The sequence below is a fragment of the Rickettsiella endosymbiont of Xylota segnis genome (genome assembly GCF_964019545.1).
Classification (GTDB): domain Bacteria; phylum Pseudomonadota; class Gammaproteobacteria; order Diplorickettsiales; family Diplorickettsiaceae; genus Aquirickettsiella.
In genome coordinates, this window is the sequence record NZ_OZ026451.1 from 1,737,196 (window position 1) to 1,756,472 (window position 19,277).

19 protein-coding genes are annotated in these 19,277 nt (G+C 37.2%); 4 read left to right on the top strand and 15 right to left on the bottom strand.

What is annotated here, in order from left to right; translation table 11 throughout:
* Positions 1-147: 147 nt before the first annotated feature.
* From bioC to AACL18_RS07960, 4 genes are all read right to left on the bottom strand, one after another.
* Complete coding sequence (bioC, locus tag AACL18_RS07945) at positions 148-1,020, bottom strand: malonyl-ACP O-methyltransferase BioC (protein ID WP_339050456.1); 873 nt, start codon at positions 1,018-1,020, stop codon at positions 148-150.
* Positions 977-2,176: an 8-amino-7-oxononanoate synthase gene (locus AACL18_RS07950; RefSeq protein WP_339050457.1), complete on the bottom strand. Its 1,200-nt coding sequence runs from the start codon at positions 2,174-2,176 to the stop codon at positions 977-979. The genes bioC and AACL18_RS07950 overlap by 44 nt, the downstream gene beginning before the upstream one ends.
* Positions 2,167-3,147, bottom strand: coding sequence for a biotin synthase BioB (bioB, locus tag AACL18_RS07955; protein ID WP_339050459.1), 981 nt, complete (start codon positions 3,145-3,147; stop codon positions 2,167-2,169). Before bioB ends, AACL18_RS07950 begins: the two co-directional genes overlap by 10 nt.
* Positions 3,148-3,220: 73 nt before the next feature.
* Positions 3,221-4,144 carry a UbiA family prenyltransferase gene (locus AACL18_RS07960; RefSeq protein WP_339050460.1) on the bottom strand — a complete coding sequence of 308 codons (924 nt, stop codon included), beginning with the start codon at positions 4,142-4,144 and terminating at the stop codon, positions 3,221-3,223.
* Between the two features lie 112 nt (positions 4,145-4,256).
* On the opposite strand from AACL18_RS07960, the gene bioA reads away from it, so the two are divergent.
* The gene (gene bioA / locus AACL18_RS07965; RefSeq protein ID WP_339050461.1) at positions 4,257-5,579 is read left to right on the top strand and encodes an adenosylmethionine--8-amino-7-oxononanoate transaminase; all 1,323 of its coding nucleotides are present in this window, start codon (positions 4,257-4,259) and stop codon (positions 5,577-5,579) included.
* 629 nt (positions 5,580-6,208) lie between these two features.
* Here bioA and AACL18_RS07970 read toward each other — a convergent pair.
* From AACL18_RS07970 to AACL18_RS08005, 8 genes are all read right to left on the bottom strand, one after another.
* Complete coding sequence (locus AACL18_RS07970; RefSeq protein WP_339050462.1) at positions 6,209-6,739, bottom strand: hypothetical protein; 531 nt, start codon at positions 6,737-6,739, stop codon at positions 6,209-6,211.
* Between the two features lie 35 nt (positions 6,740-6,774).
* Positions 6,775-7,767 (bottom strand): RNA polymerase sigma factor RpoS, encoded by a 993-nt coding sequence (gene rpoS, locus AACL18_RS07975; protein ID WP_339050463.1) that lies wholly within the window; start codon positions 7,765-7,767, stop codon positions 6,775-6,777.
* 242 nt (positions 7,768-8,009) lie between these two features.
* Entirely contained in the window at positions 8,010-8,594 is a 585-nt protein-coding gene (locus tag AACL18_RS07980) for a YqaA family protein (protein ID WP_339050464.1), read from the bottom strand.
* A gap of 174 nt (positions 8,595-8,768) precedes the next feature.
* The gene (gene surE, locus AACL18_RS07985; RefSeq protein ID WP_339050466.1) at positions 8,769-9,533 is read right to left on the bottom strand and encodes a 5'/3'-nucleotidase SurE; all 765 of its coding nucleotides are present in this window, start codon (positions 9,531-9,533) and stop codon (positions 8,769-8,771) included.
* Positions 9,534-9,535: 2 nt separating this feature from the next.
* Entirely contained in the window at positions 9,536-9,856 is a 321-nt protein-coding gene (locus tag AACL18_RS07990) for a hypothetical protein (protein WP_339050467.1), read from the bottom strand.
* 143 nt (positions 9,857-9,999) lie between these two features.
* The gene (locus AACL18_RS07995; RefSeq protein WP_339050469.1) at positions 10,000-10,599 is read right to left on the bottom strand and encodes a GspH/FimT family pseudopilin; all 600 of its coding nucleotides are present in this window, start codon (positions 10,597-10,599) and stop codon (positions 10,000-10,002) included.
* Positions 10,551-11,279 carry a uracil-DNA glycosylase gene (locus tag AACL18_RS08000; RefSeq protein ID WP_339050470.1) on the bottom strand — a complete coding sequence of 243 codons (729 nt, stop codon included), beginning with the start codon at positions 11,277-11,279 and terminating at the stop codon, positions 10,551-10,553. The genes AACL18_RS07995 and AACL18_RS08000 overlap by 49 nt, the downstream gene beginning before the upstream one ends.
* Positions 11,280-11,285: 6 nt before the next feature.
* Positions 11,286-11,585, bottom strand: coding sequence for a DUF333 domain-containing protein (locus AACL18_RS08005; protein ID WP_339050472.1), 300 nt, complete (start codon positions 11,583-11,585; stop codon positions 11,286-11,288).
* Positions 11,586-11,742: 157 nt separating this feature from the next.
* Here AACL18_RS08005 and lipB point away from each other — a divergent pair, with 157 nt between their 5' ends.
* The 3 genes from lipB to AACL18_RS08020 all read left to right on the top strand — a co-directional run bounded on the left by lipB (position 11,743) and on the right by AACL18_RS08020 (position 15,458).
* Positions 11,743-12,369: a lipoyl(octanoyl) transferase LipB gene (gene lipB / locus AACL18_RS08010; protein ID WP_339050473.1), complete on the top strand. Its 627-nt coding sequence runs from the start codon at positions 11,743-11,745 to the stop codon at positions 12,367-12,369.
* A 144-nt stretch (positions 12,370-12,513) separates the two neighbouring features.
* Entirely contained in the window at positions 12,514-13,464 is a 951-nt protein-coding gene (lipA, locus tag AACL18_RS08015) for a lipoyl synthase (protein ID WP_339050474.1), read from the top strand.
* Complete coding sequence (locus tag AACL18_RS08020; protein ID WP_339050475.1) at positions 13,464-15,458, top strand: bifunctional DedA family/phosphatase PAP2 family protein; 1,995 nt, start codon at positions 13,464-13,466, stop codon at positions 15,456-15,458. Before lipA ends, AACL18_RS08020 begins: the two co-directional genes overlap by 1 nt.
* Positions 15,459-15,500: 42 nt before the next feature.
* Here the strand turns inward: AACL18_RS08020 and AACL18_RS08025 are convergent, their stop codons facing one another.
* The 3 genes from AACL18_RS08025 to AACL18_RS08035 are packed head-to-tail and all read right to left on the bottom strand — an operon-like array spanning position 15,501 to position 19,259.
* Positions 15,501-17,270 (bottom strand): hypothetical protein, encoded by a 1,770-nt coding sequence (locus AACL18_RS08025; RefSeq protein ID WP_339050477.1) that lies wholly within the window; start codon positions 17,268-17,270, stop codon positions 15,501-15,503.
* Positions 17,271-17,314: 44 nt separating this feature from the next.
* Positions 17,315-18,190 (bottom strand): agmatinase, encoded by an 876-nt coding sequence (speB, locus tag AACL18_RS08030; RefSeq protein ID WP_339050478.1) that lies wholly within the window; start codon positions 18,188-18,190, stop codon positions 17,315-17,317.
* A 25-nt stretch (positions 18,191-18,215) separates the two neighbouring features.
* Positions 18,216-19,259 carry a 1,9-bis(guanidino)-5-aza-nonane synthase gene (locus AACL18_RS08035; protein ID WP_339050479.1) on the bottom strand — a complete coding sequence of 348 codons (1,044 nt, stop codon included), beginning with the start codon at positions 19,257-19,259 and terminating at the stop codon, positions 18,216-18,218.
* Positions 19,260-19,277: the final 18 nt, after the last annotated feature.

The window sequence follows — 19,277 nt, forward strand, 5'->3', positions numbered from 1 at the left end:
TCACTAAAATCTTAAATTATTCGAATATTATATATCTATTATGCTACTAGAAGCGAATTCGCAAAAAGCTTTTTTTTGGCATAATAGCTATTCTTAAAAACCATGCTTAACAATATGCTTTCAATAAAAACACGATTAAAAAATAATTTATCCCCGAATGATACTGCTTAAAGGTATTTTGATTTCATCAAACCCATTCTGTTTTTGGGATTGCTTTTCAGCAACCCAAGCATGCCCATAAATAATTTCCCATGTCGCGGGTAACTTTCCTTCTTTACTACGAAAACATTCATAGGCTTGAATCAATTTTTGTAAGGTCCCTTTGCTAGTTAAACCTCGATGACGATTCTTCGCAATATTTTGTACACCTAATTTTTTTAATTCCTTCATCAAATCTAAGGCCTCTGAATACAATAAAGTAAAATATTCAACATCCATCACCGGATCGACGAAAGGTGTTTGGTGTAAACTATCACCTAAATCATGCATATCAGCAAATAGGTGTACATGCGGTTGCTCATCAATAGTGCTCCAACAATATCTCAATTCTTGCAAAGTATCCGGCCCCACCATGGAGAAAAGTAGCAAACCTTTAGGTTTTAATATACGTCGAATTTCTTTGAGGCTCTTGATAAAATCGTTGCTCCAATGCAACATCAAATTGGAGTAAACTAATTCGAAGCTATGATCACTAAAGGGTAAATTCTCAGCATTTCCATTTACCCAATGGATATCTGTAAGTTGATATTTTTTTTCTTTAACCTGCGCTTGTGCCAGCATTCCATTCGATTTATCTAAGCCTATAATTTTAGCCGTCGGGTATAATTTTTTCAAAAAAGCTTCGAAATAACCCGTTCCACACCCAAGATCTAATATAGTTTGCGGTTGACAGCGAATTCCTTGTAAACGTTCTAATAAAGATTTTCCTACCTGTTGTTGTAAGACAGCAACGGGATCATAAGTGCTTGCCGCTTTATTAAAACGCTGGGCAATTTGTGTTTGATCTAATTGGATTATCATTTATTTTTATCAATTTTAGGCCCAAAGCTATTTGTTCTAGCAATCTATCAATTTCATTCTCTGAATGTAATACGCTTAAGCTAATTCGTAGTCGAGAGGTATTTTCAGGAACTGTCGGGGGTCGAATAGCATTAACCAGAAAGCCATTTTGCAATAAATAGGTTGAAAGCGCTATGGTTTGCTCAGTATTCTTTATTAAAACCGGTTGAATAGGGGTCTGGGAAGGCAATATCGGTAATCCCAACTGTTGCGCCCTCTGTTTAAAATATGTAATTAAACTCCATAATTTTTCTCTACGCCAGCTTTCTGCTTGTAATAATAATAAACTCGTATAAGCAGCTTTAGCTAAAGCTGGGGGTAAGGCAGTGGTATACATATAAGGGCGCGCGAATTGGATCAGATTCTCGATGATAACCTCATTCGAAGCCACAAAGCCGCCAAAACATCCAAAAGCTTTACCAAAACCCCCAGATAGAATATCTGGCTTACATCTAAAAAGTTCACAAATACCTATTCCATTTTTTCCTAATACCCCTATGCCATGCGCATCATCCACTAACAAAGTGGATGAAAATTTTTGGGCGATTTCGATTAATGATGGCAATAATGCCATATCGCCATCCATACTAAATACACCATCAGTCACGATAAATTTTTGTCTAGAAATAGATTGCATTAAATGCTTTTCTAAAATAGCAAGCTTATTATGTGGATAACGTTTAAATAGGACTGTATTTAATTTTACGCCATCAATTAAAGAAGCATGGCTTAATTTGTCAGCAAATACTGCCGTGTTTCTTTGTAATAAACTCCCTAAAATACCCATATTAGCCATATATCCAGTTGAAAATACCAAAACTTTAGGGAAATTAAGGAATTCAGCTAAGGCAAGTTCGAGCTCTTGGTGAAATTGATTATAAGCTCCAAGAAAATGAGATGAACCACTGCCCACACCATAATCATCCGCAGCCTGCTTAAAAGATTTTATAACCGTGGGGTGTTGAGATAGGCCCAAATAATCATTGGAGGAAAAACAACAAAAATTCTTATCATTATAACGCCGCTGCATTCCGACCAAACTTTGCAAGACTTTACGTTCTCTATATAGACCTTTTTGTTTATGTGAACTTAATACTTTCTCAAAAGTTAATGACATGCATGTAATTCAGTATCAAATAATACAGGTTCCAAACCCAATTTTTTTAACAGTGCGTTATCCTGGTCAGGAGAAATATTATCTGTCGTTAATAATTTCTCGCCGTAATGTAGAGAATTAGCACCTGCAAAAAAACATAATGCTTGCGCTTCTTCGCTCAAGCTATCACGCCCGGCAGACAAACGAATCATACTAATGGGTAACATAATACGCGCAATTGCAACGACACGAATAAATTCAAAAGAATCTACTGGTGGTTTATTTGCCAAAGGCGTACCAGGGACCGGAATTAATTTATTCAAGGTTACGCTTCTAGGATGCTCAGGTAGGTTAGCCAGTTGTCGTAAGAGTCCCGCTCGATCCTCTTGCGCTTCCCCCATGCCGATAATCCCACCACAGCAAACTTTTATACCTGCCGCTCGAACACATGCCAAAGTTTCTAGCCGTTCTTGATAAGTTCGGGTCGTAATAATAGTTTTGTAATATTCTGGCGATGTATCTAGATTATGGTTGTAATAATCTAAACCCGCATTGGATAATTGCAAAGCTTGTTCTTTGCTGAGCATGCCTAAGGTAGCACATGCCTCCAAATCTAAGGCTTTGATGGCTAATACCATTTCTAATATATTAATAAACTCTTTTTTCGGAGGACTACGCCATGCAGCCGCGATACAAAATCGACCTGCACCATTTTCTTTGGCTTTTTTAGCTGCGGTTTTTACTTCATCTACGGTCATTAAAGGTTCTTTTTTTAATCCTGTGTTGTAATGACCGCTTTGAGGACAATACGAACAATCCTCAGGACATAAACCAGTTTTTACATTAAGTAAACTACTGATCTGGACTGCATTAGCTTGAAAAGATTGGCGATGAACCGAATGTGCGCGATAAATTAAATCATTAAAAGGATACTGGAAAAGCACATGAATTTGCTCGGGGGTCCAATCATGACGGATTTCAGGACTTAACATAATAATTTCTTAAAATCACAAAATTGCCAACATAAAATGAATACCTCGCATTGTCAACTTCCTGAATAAAAGTTTAAAAGCTGTTAAATGGAAGCTTGAACTCTGTTGCCAGAACACTAATAGTTACTATGCATGCTAAAAAAGCCCAACTGCACCTATTTTTAATGGTAAATATCACTGGGTCATCGTCAATTTTTCCTTCCTGAGCAAACTGCCACATGTGATTAAGCCAAATAAATAGACAAGGACAAACTACCCATAATAACAATGGAGTTCTATAAAATAGATGTGCTTTTGCGGAATAAATATAAAAAATAAAGACCAAAACAGATGCATAACCACTAATATATCCCAGCAAGGCTAATTTTATTTTATCTTTTATTTTATAAGCGCGCCCTAAAATTGATAACTTATTCCTTATTTGTAAGGTAGTAAGTTCAGCATAGCGCTTAAGTAGTGCCAGGCTAAAAAACAAAGATAAAACGAAAAAAATCAACCAAAATGAAAATCCATTTTCAATCAAAGTCATTCCTGCAAATACACGTACTGAATATAAAAAGGCGAGTAAAATAGCATCTAGCCATTTTATTTGTTTAATAAAAAATGTATATAGTAGAGTTAAACAATAATAAGCTATTGCAATGATTAAGAAATTTAGCGGTAATAATATTGCCAAACTTAAAGCCACTATCGCTAATAATGGAGCAAGTATATATCCTATTTTATGAGATAATTGCCCAGAAGCAAAAGGTCTTTTTTGTTTTTTAAGGTGTTGTTTATCGTTTTCTAAATCAACTAGATCATTGATTAAATACGCGCTTGATGCCAATAAACAAAAAATAAAAAATCCTAAAAAGCTATTTTTTATTGCATTAGTATTAAAATACTGATGTCCTACAAAAAGAGGAATAAATAATAATATATTTTTTATGGCATGATAAGGCCGAACTGCTTTGAAACAGGCTTTTATCTTTATTTTATTTTTTTTATTTAACACAATCTTTACTCGAAACTTTTTTTATTCTTCAGATTTAGCCCATATTTTAGCAATAAATATTCGCATTTTCAGTCATTTTTATGTTTAACTTGTTTCTTTTTTACCCTATTTTATGGATCATATCAATCTTGACCGACAACATATTTGGCACCCTTGCTCACAAATGAAGGATTACGAAGCTTTTCCGCCATTGATAATAAAAAAAGCTTATGGTCCTTACATAGAACTGACGGATGGAAGAAGAATAATTGATGCCATTTCCAGCTGGTGGTGTAAATCATTAGGTCATAATCATCCGCGCTTAAAAGCCGCCCTCCAAGCTCAATTAGAATGCTTTGAGCATGTGATATTTGCCAATAGTACGTATGAAATCATCCTACAACTTTCTGAAAAATTAGCTAATATTTGCCCGGGTCTAAATAAGGTATTTTATGCCAGTGAAGGGTCTTCCGCGGTAGAAATTGCTCTAAAAATGAGCTTACATGCTCAGCAATTACTTAGCCAAAACCAACGTACTCAATTTACTTCTCTCCAAAATGGCTATCATGGTGAGACCTTTATGGCCCTAGGGCTTAGTGATTTAGGACTTTATCGAAAAGCCTATGAAGCACATTTAATAAAACCTAACTTTATTCAAAATATCCCTTATGTGCATTCTAGTTCTGATCCTCTTTGGGACAATTGTTCTGCAATTTGGCCCGACATAGAAAAACAACTGGAAAAACAAGAAGCAAATTTAGCAGCCATTATTGTTGAGCCTATAGTCCAGGGAGCAGGAGGCATGAAAATTTATAGCCAAGATTTTCTTCGACGTTTGCGCAAGTGGACACAAACCCATGGTATTTATTTGATTGCTGATGAAATTATGACGGGATTGGGCAGGACAGGGCAAGCATTAGCCTGTGAACATGCAAAAATAAAACCTGATTTTATTTGCTTAAGTAAAGGTTTAACCTCAGGATGGTTACCCATGAGCGCGGTATTAACACATACTGAAATTTATAATTTATTTTATGATGATTACTCTTCTGGAAAAAGTTTTTTACATTCACATACCTTCAGTGGTAATGCCTTAGCTGCAGCAGTGGCATTGGAATGTCTAAATATTTTAAAAGATGAAAAAATATTTCAACAAGTTCGAGAAAAAGAAATTATTTTAAAAAAATTAATGCACGAAGTTTATGATAAGACAGAAAGATTAACTAACATTAGAGGTATTGGGGCTATCATTGCAGCTGATTTACAATTAACAGAAACAGAAAAAAACCAGCGTATAGGTTACCAGATTTTTCAGAAAGCGCTTCAACTAGGCGCTTGGTTACGTCCTTTAGGAAACACCCTCTATTGGTTACCACCGCTCAATACACCATTATTTGCTTTAGAAGAACTAAAAGACATTAGTATATTAGCCATAAAGCAAATTTTAACAAATTAATTTTTATTTTTATTTTTTAATGAATAAATTGACAATCTTTATTGGAAAAATAGAATCTAATTAATCATAAAATCTGAAAAATATACTTATATAATGACATTATTTGCAGCATTAGCTCACCGGCTGTGTTGATAACGCCGTAGCTGAAAGCTTTTTTCATTCCTTGAAAATCGTATGTTATTATTATGTAAGTTGGTTTTATCAAAATAAAAAATGGAAAGTTTAAGATCATGAGTAAACAAGAATTTAGAGACGATGGAATCGCTTCTTTTCGGCTCTCAGAATTAAATGATAGCAGCGAGCTAACTTTGAAATTGAGCCAGTAAAAAAATTATCACTCTATAAAAAAATAGACATATATCTAGCCTTGGATTTAACAGATATACAACGAGCTAATCTTGAGTCAATACCAAAATTATTTGACGGTAAAGCAATTGGATTCAATGATCTCCTAAAGTTGCCTTTATTAACTGATAAACCGATCGATAATCTGGGAAATGGTGGGGTGCGCTTTCTTATTCGAGATAAGATAAATTACGCTTAATGAAGCATTAGACCTAACTAGTGAACAGATCACGCTTAAAAAGATAAGCTACGCCAGGACAAGATTTAAAGACAATTTAAAAAAACTAGTTGTGATTGACAGTCAGTACATCTAAACGGTTTGCCGTTGTGCGTCTTTCACGACTACGCCACCCATACCAAACAATCAATACACCTATAATTTTGGCTAGAGATAAAACCATTACCGCTAACCAATTTAATTGGTGAATAATCCATAAAAAAACACTACTATCTATAGGTGCACTTAAACTTGCAGACAAAAGGATACGCTGCGATAAAGGCTTTTTAGTAAAAGTATATACCGACCAATCAACAAACTCCGCAATTAAAAAAGCACTCATGCTTGCAATCGCCAAATTTTTACCGGCTAAAATATAGCTAATTAAACTACCGATAAACATGGCAAATATAACTTTATGTTCTAATTCGCGTTGAGCGAAATCACGTAAAACATATACAATCCCCACCGTCCAATCCATGGGAGAAATTTCCGTACTAAATATTTGCATTAAAGGAATATAAGCAAATAAGGTATTCAGTAAAACTATTAAAATAATATAAGTGATACTATATTTATAATTAAATAACCATTTCATACTTTTAAAAATATTTTATTTTTATTTAAAAAAAATCAATCATACAGCAAATTGGAAAAAAACCCTTGTTTTTCCATAATTTTTCGTAAAGTTTTCAGACCTTCAACCTGAATTTGCCTGACACGCTCGCGAGTTAGGCCAATTACTTCGCCAACTTCTTCTAAGGTCATACGATCACAGCCTAATAAACCATAACGACGAGCAATAACTTCACGTTGATTCGTCGATAATTGCTTTAGCCAACCTTCTAAACGTTTGCGTAGATTTTCACCTTCCAAGATATGTTCAGGATCATTTTCACGGTTATCGGATAAGGTTTCAAGTAAAGGTTTATCCGCCTCACTACTAGCTGGAGCATCAACAGAAGTGATATGTTCATTTAAACCGAGCATGCGTTCAACTTCTTCAAAAGGTCTATCTAACCATTTAGCAATTTCATCTGAAGTAGGCTTATGATCTAATTTCTGTGTTAATTCTCTCGCCGCTTGTAAATAAACATTTAATTCTTTAACTACATGGATTGGAAGACGAACAGTACGCGCTTGATTCATAATGGCTCGTTCAATCGCTTGACGCACCCACCATGTAGCATACGTAGAAAACCGAAAACCGCGTTCCGGATCAAATTTTTCTACTGCATGCATTAAACCTAAATTGCCTTCTTCTATCAGATCCAAAAACTGTAATCCACGATTATTATAATGTCTGGCTATTTTTACCACTAAGCGTAAATTACTTTCTATCATTCGTTTACGAGCATCTTGATCCCCTTTTGCAATAAGTCGTGCGTAGTAAACTTCTTCTTCAGCTGTCAATAAAGGAGAAAAACCTATTTCATTTAAATATAATTGAGTTGCACCCAGTGTTTCATCACGTCGCACATATTTATGTGGGGTTGATTCTGACTCACCAATTTCACGATTTACTAAAAATTTCTCGGGTTTATTTTCGAATACTTGTTCAGATACAACTGAATTTGGCTGTTTTCCACCTCCCCTTTTTTTAAATGCACTTCCTTTGTTACCCATATTAATTCTCCCTGAATTAATTAACCTAAATAGAAAGATATATATTAAATAACCTTTTTTTGGTTACTAACATAATTAACAAAGTTTAAAAATTATTAGATCTGATTAAATTTTGATTGTTTTATCGAATATCTATGCATCGGGGCTAATACACTCAAATTAGCATCCCAACTCATTATTCTTATTGAAATCTAGCCAAATAGGAAACTTATATCTCTATTTTGCATACTCAATATTATCCCTTAACCCCAAATTTTAAGAGAAGCAAAAACAGCGACCGCTAGTAATAGAACAAACCAAGAAAATCGATCGATGTAATTTCGTAATAATTTATCAATATGAACGCCACCCCAACGCATTAAAAAAGCGACTAAAAAAAACCTTCCGCCACGACCCACCAATGATCCCAAGATAAAGGGTAATAGCGCAACATGCAAGGCCCCAGCCGCTATGGTAAATAACTTATAAGGAATAGGCGTAAATCCTGCCAAAAAAAGTATCCAAAAATTCCATTGATTAAATCCGCGCTCAATTTGTTGGTAAGTGTTCTCATATCCGAACTGCAGAATATAGGGATGTACCCAATCAAACGCTATACTTCCTATCCAATAGCCAAATAATCCACCTAAAACAGAAGCCATCGTTGTCAAAAATGCATAACGCCATGCACACTCAGGCTTAGCTAGCGACATAGGCGCTAACATAACATCAGGTGGGATAGGAAAAAACGAAGACTCTGCAAAACTTAAAACAAATAAATAATACGGAGCATGTGCATGCTTAGCCAAAGTAAGTATTTTGTCGTAAAGTTTAGAAAAATATTTCATTGAGTATCATACAGTTAGATAAAAATTCAATAAATTCTTGACGTTCTTTACCTTGAATTTTTGTCTGTGTTGCCGCTCAACTCGCAATCCTCATATATCTTAAATACACTCCGGTTACTTCATTTTTTCGGCGCCTTGCCTTAAATCCAATAGCTGTAAGTATATCAAGATAATTTAAAGTTTCGGATCCATTTTAATAATCCAATCTTCAATCTGGTCTCGCGCAGCATGATGGGTTAAGTCAAGTTGTAAAGGTGTAATACTAACTTGTGATTGGCTCATAGCATAAAAATCTGTACCTATTCCTGCATCATCTTCCTTTCCGGAACTACCAATCCAGTAAATGGTATGTCCCCTTGGATCTTTACTAGGCATCATTCTATCAGCATTATGGCGGGTTCCTAACCGCGTTACTTCATATCCTTTTAAGTCTTCAAAAGCGACGTCCGGGATATTTACATTTAAAATAGTCTTAGCTGGAATTGGTTTTTCATGTAAAAGGGTTACTAGCCTTTTCGCAACTTCTGCTCCTGTAGAATAATAGATAGGTTCATTTCCAGCTATTGAAAAGGCAATCGCTGGTATTCCCAGAAAACGTCCTTCCATTGCAGCTGCTACAGTTCCTGAATAGAAAACATCTTCGCCCAAATTAGAGCCCGCGTTAATCCCGGATACAACCATATCAGGAAGTTTATCTTCGCTTAACAAACCTGTTAAGGCAAGATGAACACAGTCTGTTGGAGTGCCTTGAACACTAATAATATTATCATCAAAGTATCTTAATCTTAAGGGATGTTGCAAAGTTAGCGAATTACTAGCTCCACTGCGATCTCTATCTGGCGCCACAATAGTAACCTCTGCGATTTGGGCTAAAGCTTTAGCTAAAATCGACAAACCCGGAGCATGCACACCATCGTCATTACTGATAAGAATTTTCATTTTTAAGATACTCTAGAAACTAAAAGGGCGCTTTCAGAAAATTTGGTAAGTATAGGCAATACAATTAAAATCACACCGAAAATCAATAAAGTAATAGGGCGACTCAGAGGAACTTGGGAAGGATTATTTCGATAGTTTTTATACTGAATGAGGGAACCGAATAGTAAAGCTATCCCAATAGCCAAACTCATATTATAAAGTGCACCCGTCAACAGAGACATAGGCAATAAAAGTTTATCTGATAAATCACCTAGTGATCCTGGAATTTGGGCATAGGCATCTATTGAAGCTATATTTAGGATAAAAAGAATATTTTTTTTCATAAATTTTTTTTTAATTTAGAACTCTGGTAGCTGCATATTGCTAGTATGAAGATACGAATTTTTTGAATTCATTGCAAGCGCAATATATTTAGACGCCAAATTATAAAAAACCTGGATATGTAAATACCAAAGAATAGATTTATTTAGCCATTACATTTCAGATTTTTGGTGTTTTCCCTATCTATTCTTATCCTTCCTGTTTGACTTATTTTAATTAACCTAGCCATTTTCTGTGAAAATGCATTAACACACACGATAAAACTGCCATTTTGGCTAGCGCCATTTGGATACAAATGTAAATAATTGTTTGAGCGAAATCCATGCCATTCTAAAAAATCCGAATAACTCAAAGCAGGATAAACATATAATAAACTTCCATTTTCAATTGAAGAAGAAGAAGAAGAAGAATTTTTATTTATTAAAACGATCCAACCATCCTTCCAACGCCCTGAACAGCTCTTCCCATCTTTACTCTTACATATTGTTATCACACGCTGATGTCTAATTGCTTCACTCCGAGCATAATCTAGAGTAGAACGGACTCGTTCAGTTAAAATAAATAAACGGAGTTCAAGAGCTAAATGTTTATAAACTGGAAATGCTAGAGTCAATAAAATACTGCTTAATGTAATGGTAAATAATAACTCGACCAGGCTAAAACCCAATTCATACAAACTATTTTTACAGGCCCTAATTAACCATTTTGTTCGATAATTTCTAGGCCCAATTGTTTTTTTACACATTGCATATCCTGCCAAGCTTTCCTTTTTTCGCGCGGAGAACGAAGTAAATAAGCGGGATGGTAAGTAACTAACAAAGGAATTTTTTTTTCCCCAAAATGAAACAAATTTCCGCGTAAATTCGCCATTGATGCATCTGTTGATAATAGATAATGTGCAGCAATTCGACCAACTGCCAAAATTAATTTTGGCTTGATTAAACTAATTTGCCGCAGTAAATAAGGTGTGCACGCCTTTACTTCTTCTAAAGAGGGATCGCGATTATTGGGTGGGCGTGATTTTAAAATATTTGCAATATAGTAATCCCCTCGTTCAAAACCGATCGAAGACAACATATTTGTCAATAATTGCCCCCCCCGACCTACAAAAGGCTCTCCTTGTTTATCCTCATTCGCTCCTGGGGCTTCTCCAATGACCAATAAATCGGCATTAGAATTTCCCACACCAAATACAGGATTACTACGTGTTTTATGTAGATTACAGGCTTTACAGTTATTAACAGCCAATCTTAATGCTTGCCAATCCAGTGCCGAGATTTTTTGTTCGCGAGTCATTTCCGATTTTCTGGGCATGCTATTGTCCTTAACTGTTTCCTTAGAAAGTTTATTGTCATTCTCTCTTAAAGTCCAAACAGGAATTTCCATTTTTTTTAAATAATGAAAACGTTTTTCTTTATACATCATCCAGCTTTAAGCCCTACATAAATAAATAATTAAATTTTTATTCGGTAATTGCGTAAGACAATATCTTGTTCCCACTCTTTTTTCAGGCAAATAAAATTGACTGGGCTTACAAACTCCTCTGATGTAACTCCATTCTTCGCAATAACTTCGATCATGAAATACGCAAACGCCCGTTACACCTGATGATTCATTCATCATTTCCAACCGACCCCCGTGATGAACACAATAAACAGAAGCTGGGTTAGGCATGGAAAAAGCTGCTGCATTCATTAATAAGAAGGGAAATATAATTAACCATTTTTTCATAACTAATCCTAATTCATGAGAGCATGAACTATTCTAGCAGAAATTGAGTTACTAAATCTGTTATTTAAACGTAATAATACAGTTAAATAAGGAATTTTATTACTTTTAGCCTTCAGCTATTCAACAACTTAAATAGATCCAGTATACTTTCTGTGCTATGTTAGATCAGCAACTCATCGTACGACCTTTACAGCAGGGCGACTATAATACAATAGCCCAAGCCATGCGTGTTTTTACCGAAGCGCGGAATCCTGAAACTCCAGATGAAATTTGGTTCATTGAACATGCCCCCGTTTACACCCTAGGTCAAGCAGGTAAACTGGAACATATCCTTAGCCCCGGGAATATTCCCATCGAAAAAACCGATCGAGGCGGGCAAGTGACCTATCATGGTCCTGGACAGTTGGTTATTTACCCACTTCTAAACCTTCGCCGTCTTAATCTAGGTGTGCGTGAGTTAGTTTCTCTTCTAGAAAACACAATCATTAATTTATTAGCAACTTACGATATAAATGCTGAAGCAAAAAAAGAAGCTCCAGGTGTTTATGTCAACTCTGCTAAAATTGCTTCTATTGGCCTACGCATTCGACGGGGTTATTGTTATCATGGCCTAGCGTTCAATATAGCCATGGATCTCAATCCTTTTGCAGGAATTAATCCCTGTGGCATGAGTCAGCTTAGGATTACTCAACTTTCAGATTTAGGGGGACCCACTGATCTTAATAGAGTAACAGCTGACTTTATCAAGCAGTTTCAACAAGAAATTGGGATTTATCAATGTTAAATCTCATTAAAATTAATTATTTATCATGGATTTTTCAATAGTTTTACTTAAAAATAATTTCACCAAATATCATACTAGGTTAAAACGTATACCTCATTAACAGTATGCTAAAATTACTTCTTTTATTATAAAATATTTAAAATTATGGAATTAAAAACACCGGATCCTAGACAAAAACAACGTGGAGCTGAAAAAATGGCTCGCATTCCAATAAAAATTGAGCCTACTGTCCCATTACGCAAACCGGATTGGATTCGCATCAAATTACCGACAACAACTGCTGTAGATCAACTTAAAACCATGTTACGGGAAAATCGCCTTCACACGGTATGTGAAGAAGCTTCTTGTCCAAATTTAAGCGAATGTTTTAGTCATGGCACGGCTACCTTTATGATTATGGGAGACAAATGTACCCGTCGATGTACATTTTGTGATGTTGGACATGGACGGCCTGATCCACTCGATCCAGATGAACCTGAAAATCTCGCTAAGACGGTTAAACAGATGGGTCTGCGTTATGTGGTGATTACCTCCGTCGATCGCGATGATTTACGAGATGGTGGGGCGGCTCATTTTACGGCGTGTTTACAGGCACTACGCCAACGTTGTCCTATGTTAACGATAGAAGTACTCGTGCCTGATTTTCGCGGTCGTATGGACGTCGCGTTAAATGCTATTGCACCTGAATTACCTGATGTCTTTAATCATAATATCGAAACAATACCACGTTTATATAAACAAGCTCGCCCAGGTTCAGATTATAATTGGTCACTACAATTATTATTTGAATTTAAGAAACGTTTCCCAGATATACCTACCAAATCAGGACTTATGTTAGGGCTAGGAGAAACCTTGGAAGAGGTAAGAGAAGTCATGCAAGATCTACGTAAACATCAGGTGGATATGATCACCATAGGTCAATATCTCGCGCCTAGTCGCCATCATTTTCCTGTTGCACGCTATGTGACTCCCCAGGAATTCCAAGATCTTGGCCATTTAGCTAAAAAAATGGGATTTATTCGTGTAGCGAGTGGCCCGCTAGTCCGTTCTTCATATCATGCCGATAAACAAGCAGCTGGAGAAAATGTAGCCTAATGACGCTTCCGGATCTCAAACCTTTTTTTGATTGGCTACAAATTCATCCCTATTACGCAGGTTTAATTACTTATTTTATTTCCTTTCTCGAATGCCTGGTGATGATAGGTTTATTAGTCCCAGGGGCTGTTTTCATGACGGCTATCGGTACCTTAATTGGAATAGGAGTTTTATCATTTACACCGATTGTTTTATGGGCAATTGCAGGGGCTATCACCGGTGATGTGCTTAGTTTTTGGATAGGTAGACATTACCACCATCATAGTAAAGATTTTTGGCTATTTCGTCGCTATCCCAAACTTTTACGAAAAGGCGAAGCTTTTTTTAATAAGCATGGTGGAAAAAGTATTTTCTTTGGCCGTTTTTTTGGACCTATTCGCGCTATTTTACCTTTTATCGCAGGCATGGTACGCATGCCTAGCCGCCAATTTTTAATTGCAGATATCATTTCGGCGATTGCCTGGGCGCCGGTCTATATGTTACCGGGTATTCTTTTGGGTCAAGCTTCCCAACAATTACCACCTGAAGTAGCCAGTAAATTAATTATATTTGTTGTGTTGCTTTTACTGTTTGTTTGGCTAGTTTATGCTTTCATCAAATCTTGTTATGCATGGTTTAGTCGTTTATTAGATAAACAGGTTGCTTATCTTTGGCGCTTCACGCGTAACCATCCAAAGCTTAAAACCATCACTTCTCTTTTAACAGATTATCGACATCCGCAATCACATGCTCAATTAGCGCTTGCTTTAATTTGCATTTTTTGTGCTATTGGATTTTTATTTATAGCCTTTAGTGTTGCGCATCAAGGTTTTGCAACGTATTTAAATGAACCCATTTATCATTTAATGCGTAGCTTACGTCAACAAAACTTAGACATGGTTTTTGTTGCAATGGCTGAGTTAAGCCCAAAAATACTCGCTGTATTTTGGATGATTATGTTAGGGTTTTTTTTAATAAAAAGAAATTTTTGGTTAAGCTTACATTGGGGACTAGCAGGGATATTAAGCTATGGTTTGGGTGATATATTTAAACATATTTTACATATAACGCGTCCACATGGATTAATCCAATCACCTCTTGGGGCATCTTTCCCTAGCGGACATACAGTAAGTGGCATTTCAATTTTGGGATTTTTCGCCGTGTTAATTGCGATAGAAAAACCTAAATCTCAACGGATGCTGGTTTATGGATTAACGAGTTTAGTTATTCTGTTAATCATGTTTTCGCGTATTTACTTAACTGCTCACTGGTTTAGCGATGTTTTGGCTGGCGCTATGCTAGGAATTAGTATTCTCGCTGGACTGATACTTTCTTATAGGAGAAAAATAGAACATACAACTATTTCATCGAGCAAGATTGCTGCTTTGGGTATTTTAATTTTATTGCTATGTTGGAGCGCTAATCTTACCTATGGATATAAAAAGTTATTCTCAAATTCTCAACTTTTTTTTCCAGAACGAACTATCAGTTTTAATAACTGGTGGAATAATGCTAAATCCGTAAAGCCGATTTATCGTATAGGTCATTTTGGTCAAAAAATTGAAGCGTTAAATATACAATGGGCAGGAAAACTCTCTAATATTAAAAATTATTTAGAAAAACATGCTTGGCATACACTTCCAAAAACGAAAATTTATACAACGCTGTATCAGTTGAGTTTACATAATCATGATCCAAACCTACCTTTATTTATTTCCTCGAATGCGGGTCAAGCCCCGGCATTAACCATGACCAAATATTTACCCGCCACGCACAATTTATTGGTTTTAAATCTGTGGAATTCACATAAAATATTAAACAATGGTATGCCATTGTGGTTAGGTTTAGTTCATTACCATAAAACCTGGCATTTGCAATTTCAACCGCTAAAAAAACCAGCGACGCTGCCACTCCTGATACCGGCTGATCAGTTATTGTTACAGGATCTCCAATCATTTACCGTAAAAAAAGTAGCTTATCCTAACTTTCATACCTCGGTCTTGTTTATTAAATAAGTCTGACCGACTCGTTAGGCTGATACGTTTTAAATTTTTTCGCTATGAACACGCTACGGTAGTGCCATTGACTTGACAGACCGTGCCACCTTGGATGGTAGTAGCAGGATTGGAATTAGTATTTATCTCAGCGCCATCACCCATCACTGTTAAGGCACCACCGGTTACTGTGATTGGACCGAGACCAAATAAAGTGATCGCATTACCCCCTATGCCGGTATTAGTAACTGTCACATTGGTATTATTAGCATTAATCACACCCCCGCTACCAGGGGCAAAACCTCTCACATTACCCGTTCCACTAACCTGAATTTGGGAATTATTAATTACAACATTGTTGAAACCAGTAGTCATCCCAGCAGGATCAATACCAATAACATTCACCCGACTATTCAAAATAGTCAAGGTACCATTTCCCAACGCCCTAATTCCGAAAGTATCAGAAAAAGTGTCACTATTATTAATCAGTGTATTGGTTCCTAGATCTTGCACCCCGTGAATAAAAAGATCATTCATCGACCCAATCTGACTACCGCTAATCACATTATTGCTACCATTCACAGTAACTCCATTAGCCGAGGGAGTAGCTGACGGTAACAAGATAATATTTTCTAAACTATTATTGCCCGAGATAGTGATTCCATCCGCCACAATTGTCGAACGAGCGGCACCGGTGGCGGGTTGACTATAATCCGCGCTACGCGATTGCACACTTTGACCAGGAACGAGAGTCACCGCACCATTGCTGGTATAAGTACCACCATTAAAATACAGTTGCGTATTAGGTAGTAACCCACCTAGGGTAGTGACACTTGTTTGCGTAAAGTCTGTGGGACCGCAGGGATTTTCAAACGTACAATTCGCCAACGTCAAACCCACACCATCATTATTCGGTGACCCGGTTTGACTAAAGAAAGCGATATTATTAGCTAACAACACCGTGCCACCGGTCGATTGATCCTTAAGCCTACTCGGTATCTTGGATGCTTGACCGAGTTCAGCTAAATAACGTTCCACCGGATCGGTCAAGCGCTCTTCTAAGTCAGGATCGACACGATGAACCCGTGTACCACCCCATTCTAAACCGATACCAAAGGCATAGGTACTATGCCGTAGGTTATCGTAGGTATAACTACCAATCATTTTGACATTTTGCGTCAACCAATATTCCACGCCCGCGGCACCACCCCAAATATTATTGGTTTGTGCTGGTGAAAAATAATAGCTACCCAGATATCCCTTCAACGATGAGTCGCGAAACAATTGGTAAGCCACTTTGGCATCGGCACCATTTCCGGCAAATTGTTCCACTAAAAACAAACTACCAAATTGAGAATGGCCGGAAAAAAAGTCGTTCATGCCACTACCGGCATTGGTATGCCGATCACCCATTGGGAAATAAGCGTTCAGATGCGCATCCCAACGTGAACCTAAGGCTTCTATTCCCGGATTAACTACCCATAAACGGGCGTTATTATCAATACGACTATAGCCGCCAAACACATACCCACCGAGAATGGCTGCTTGCTGAGCGATCCAACGATAGCCCACACCGATATCCGCGGCTCCTTGATTATCGCTGCCATAAGACAAGGCCGGATCAATATAGAGATTATTACGGCTGGGATGGCCGAGCACGGGGAGCATTAAATCCGCTTGGCCGACCGTATAATCACTGGCATAAGCGAGTGCAGATAAGCGCGGCGGCAATGGAAAGTCGGCATAAACCGGTCCGCAGATAAGACTTAAACTAACTAAACTGGCTAGAAAAAAACCGGTATTAACACGCATCGCTAACACATGCTTATGCAATGGATACCCAACAAAAATCTTAGTTAACCCAAACGTCTAATCTCTCATTTAGTCCAGAATAAGCTAAGCATCTTATAAATTAGCTTAGCCACTAAAAAATCGCAACTATGCAAGTGAGAAACGGGAGCGAGCTCGTTAACATCGGCACCGACTAGGGTACCTACTTGACTAGCTGCCGTAATAATTTCAATAGCCTCTTCCCAGAATAAACCACCGGGTTCAGGTGTGCCGGTTGCCGGCATGACACAGGAATCAAATCCATCCACATCGAATGTCAAATAAATGGGCCGGTCTTTTAGGTGGGAAACTATTTTTTTCACATCCCAGTTTTTTTTATCCTTTCCCCAATAAATATGAATTCTATGCCGATTTTTTTCCAGGAAGGGAATCTCTTCTCTGGAAATATTGCGTATCCCCACTGAAACGACTTCCAAGTTATCAGCATCTAAGCAACGTCTTATCGCGGAAGCATGTGAGTAGTGCTCCCCTTGATATCCATCACGTAAATCAGCATGCGCATCAAAATGCAACAAAATAAGATCGTCGTATTGCTTCAAAAAAGGGCGAATGGCACCTATGGTAATAGAATGTTCGCCGCCTAAAACCAATGGAAATTTTTTATCCTCCAACACTCGCGTAACGATATTTTCTAATTGTTGTAAAGCAGCAGGTATTTCAGGTTCAATCTTTGGCTCATCTAAAGTGACGATGCCAATTTGACGAAAGGGTTCGCACCACAATTGCTCATCAAATAATTCGACTTCATGCGATGCACGAATAATAGCTGCTGGCCCTTTCGCCGTACCTCCACCATAAGTAACAGAATTTTCAAGCCCAAAAGGAATGATTACTGCTTTAGCATCTTTATATGCAACAGCATCGCTCGGATCTAATCCTAAAAAACCTTTTTTGGGTGTCATACATTGCATATTAAAATCTTTTTTATTAATTGAATAATTCAACAAAACGTCGACGACTGCGAGTTTTCCAATAACCACGATGATAAGCATCACTGGCTAACAAGGGTAATACCGAACCGGCTTCAGCAAACACCATTTGTTCATAGGCGGTATCAACCTTACCCCAGGAACAGGCTTCTTTTAAGGTTGAACTAGAACAAGCCCCATCACGAACATCTGCAACAGTGATTTGAATTGCATATTTATGCATATCTACCGATTTACCAAGAATTTCAGCACACACGACTGTATCTTGGACGAAATTTTTCGGTACACCGCCACCAATCATCAACAATCCCGTCGTACCGGCTTTGATTTTGATATCGGTAAGTTCACGAAAATCTCGAATAGAATCAATCGTTATATGGTGACTTGGGTTTTTTACCTGATGCAGTACTAGACCAAAACCGGCTGAAGAATCCGTAAAAGCAGGACAGAAAATTGGAACATCATGCTCATAAGCTAGTTGGACTAAAGAGCCTTGTTTTTTTGCATGTCCATTCGCTAAATAAGCACCCATTGCATGAATAAACTCTCGAGAACTATAGGCTTGTGGTTTAAGGCTATTCGCAATGTCTAAAATAACATGATCGCAACGTTGGAGTTGATCTTCATCAATATAGGTATCGTAGATACGATCAATCTGTAAATCACGTAATTTACTATCGTCAAATGAAGAGCTGCCTTGATAATGTCGAAAACCTAAGGCTTCAAAAAAATCCATATCGACTATGCTTGCTCCAGTAGCCACTATGGCATCCACCATGTTGTATTTTATTAAGTCTGCATATAGCTTCATGCAGCCACCTGCTGAAGTCGAGCCTGCAATTGATAAAATGATGCTACAATGTTCATCCTTGAGCATAGCGTTAAAAATTTGCGTCGCACGCGCCAAATCACGCGACGTAAAAGACATTACAGCCATTGCGTCTATAATAGGACGTGCATCAAAAAGCGTAATATCAATATGCTCTACAAATTTATTTAATAGCTTTTCTTTTAGTGAATTTTTACAAACTTCTGTATCCATTAGTTTTCCTTATAAATA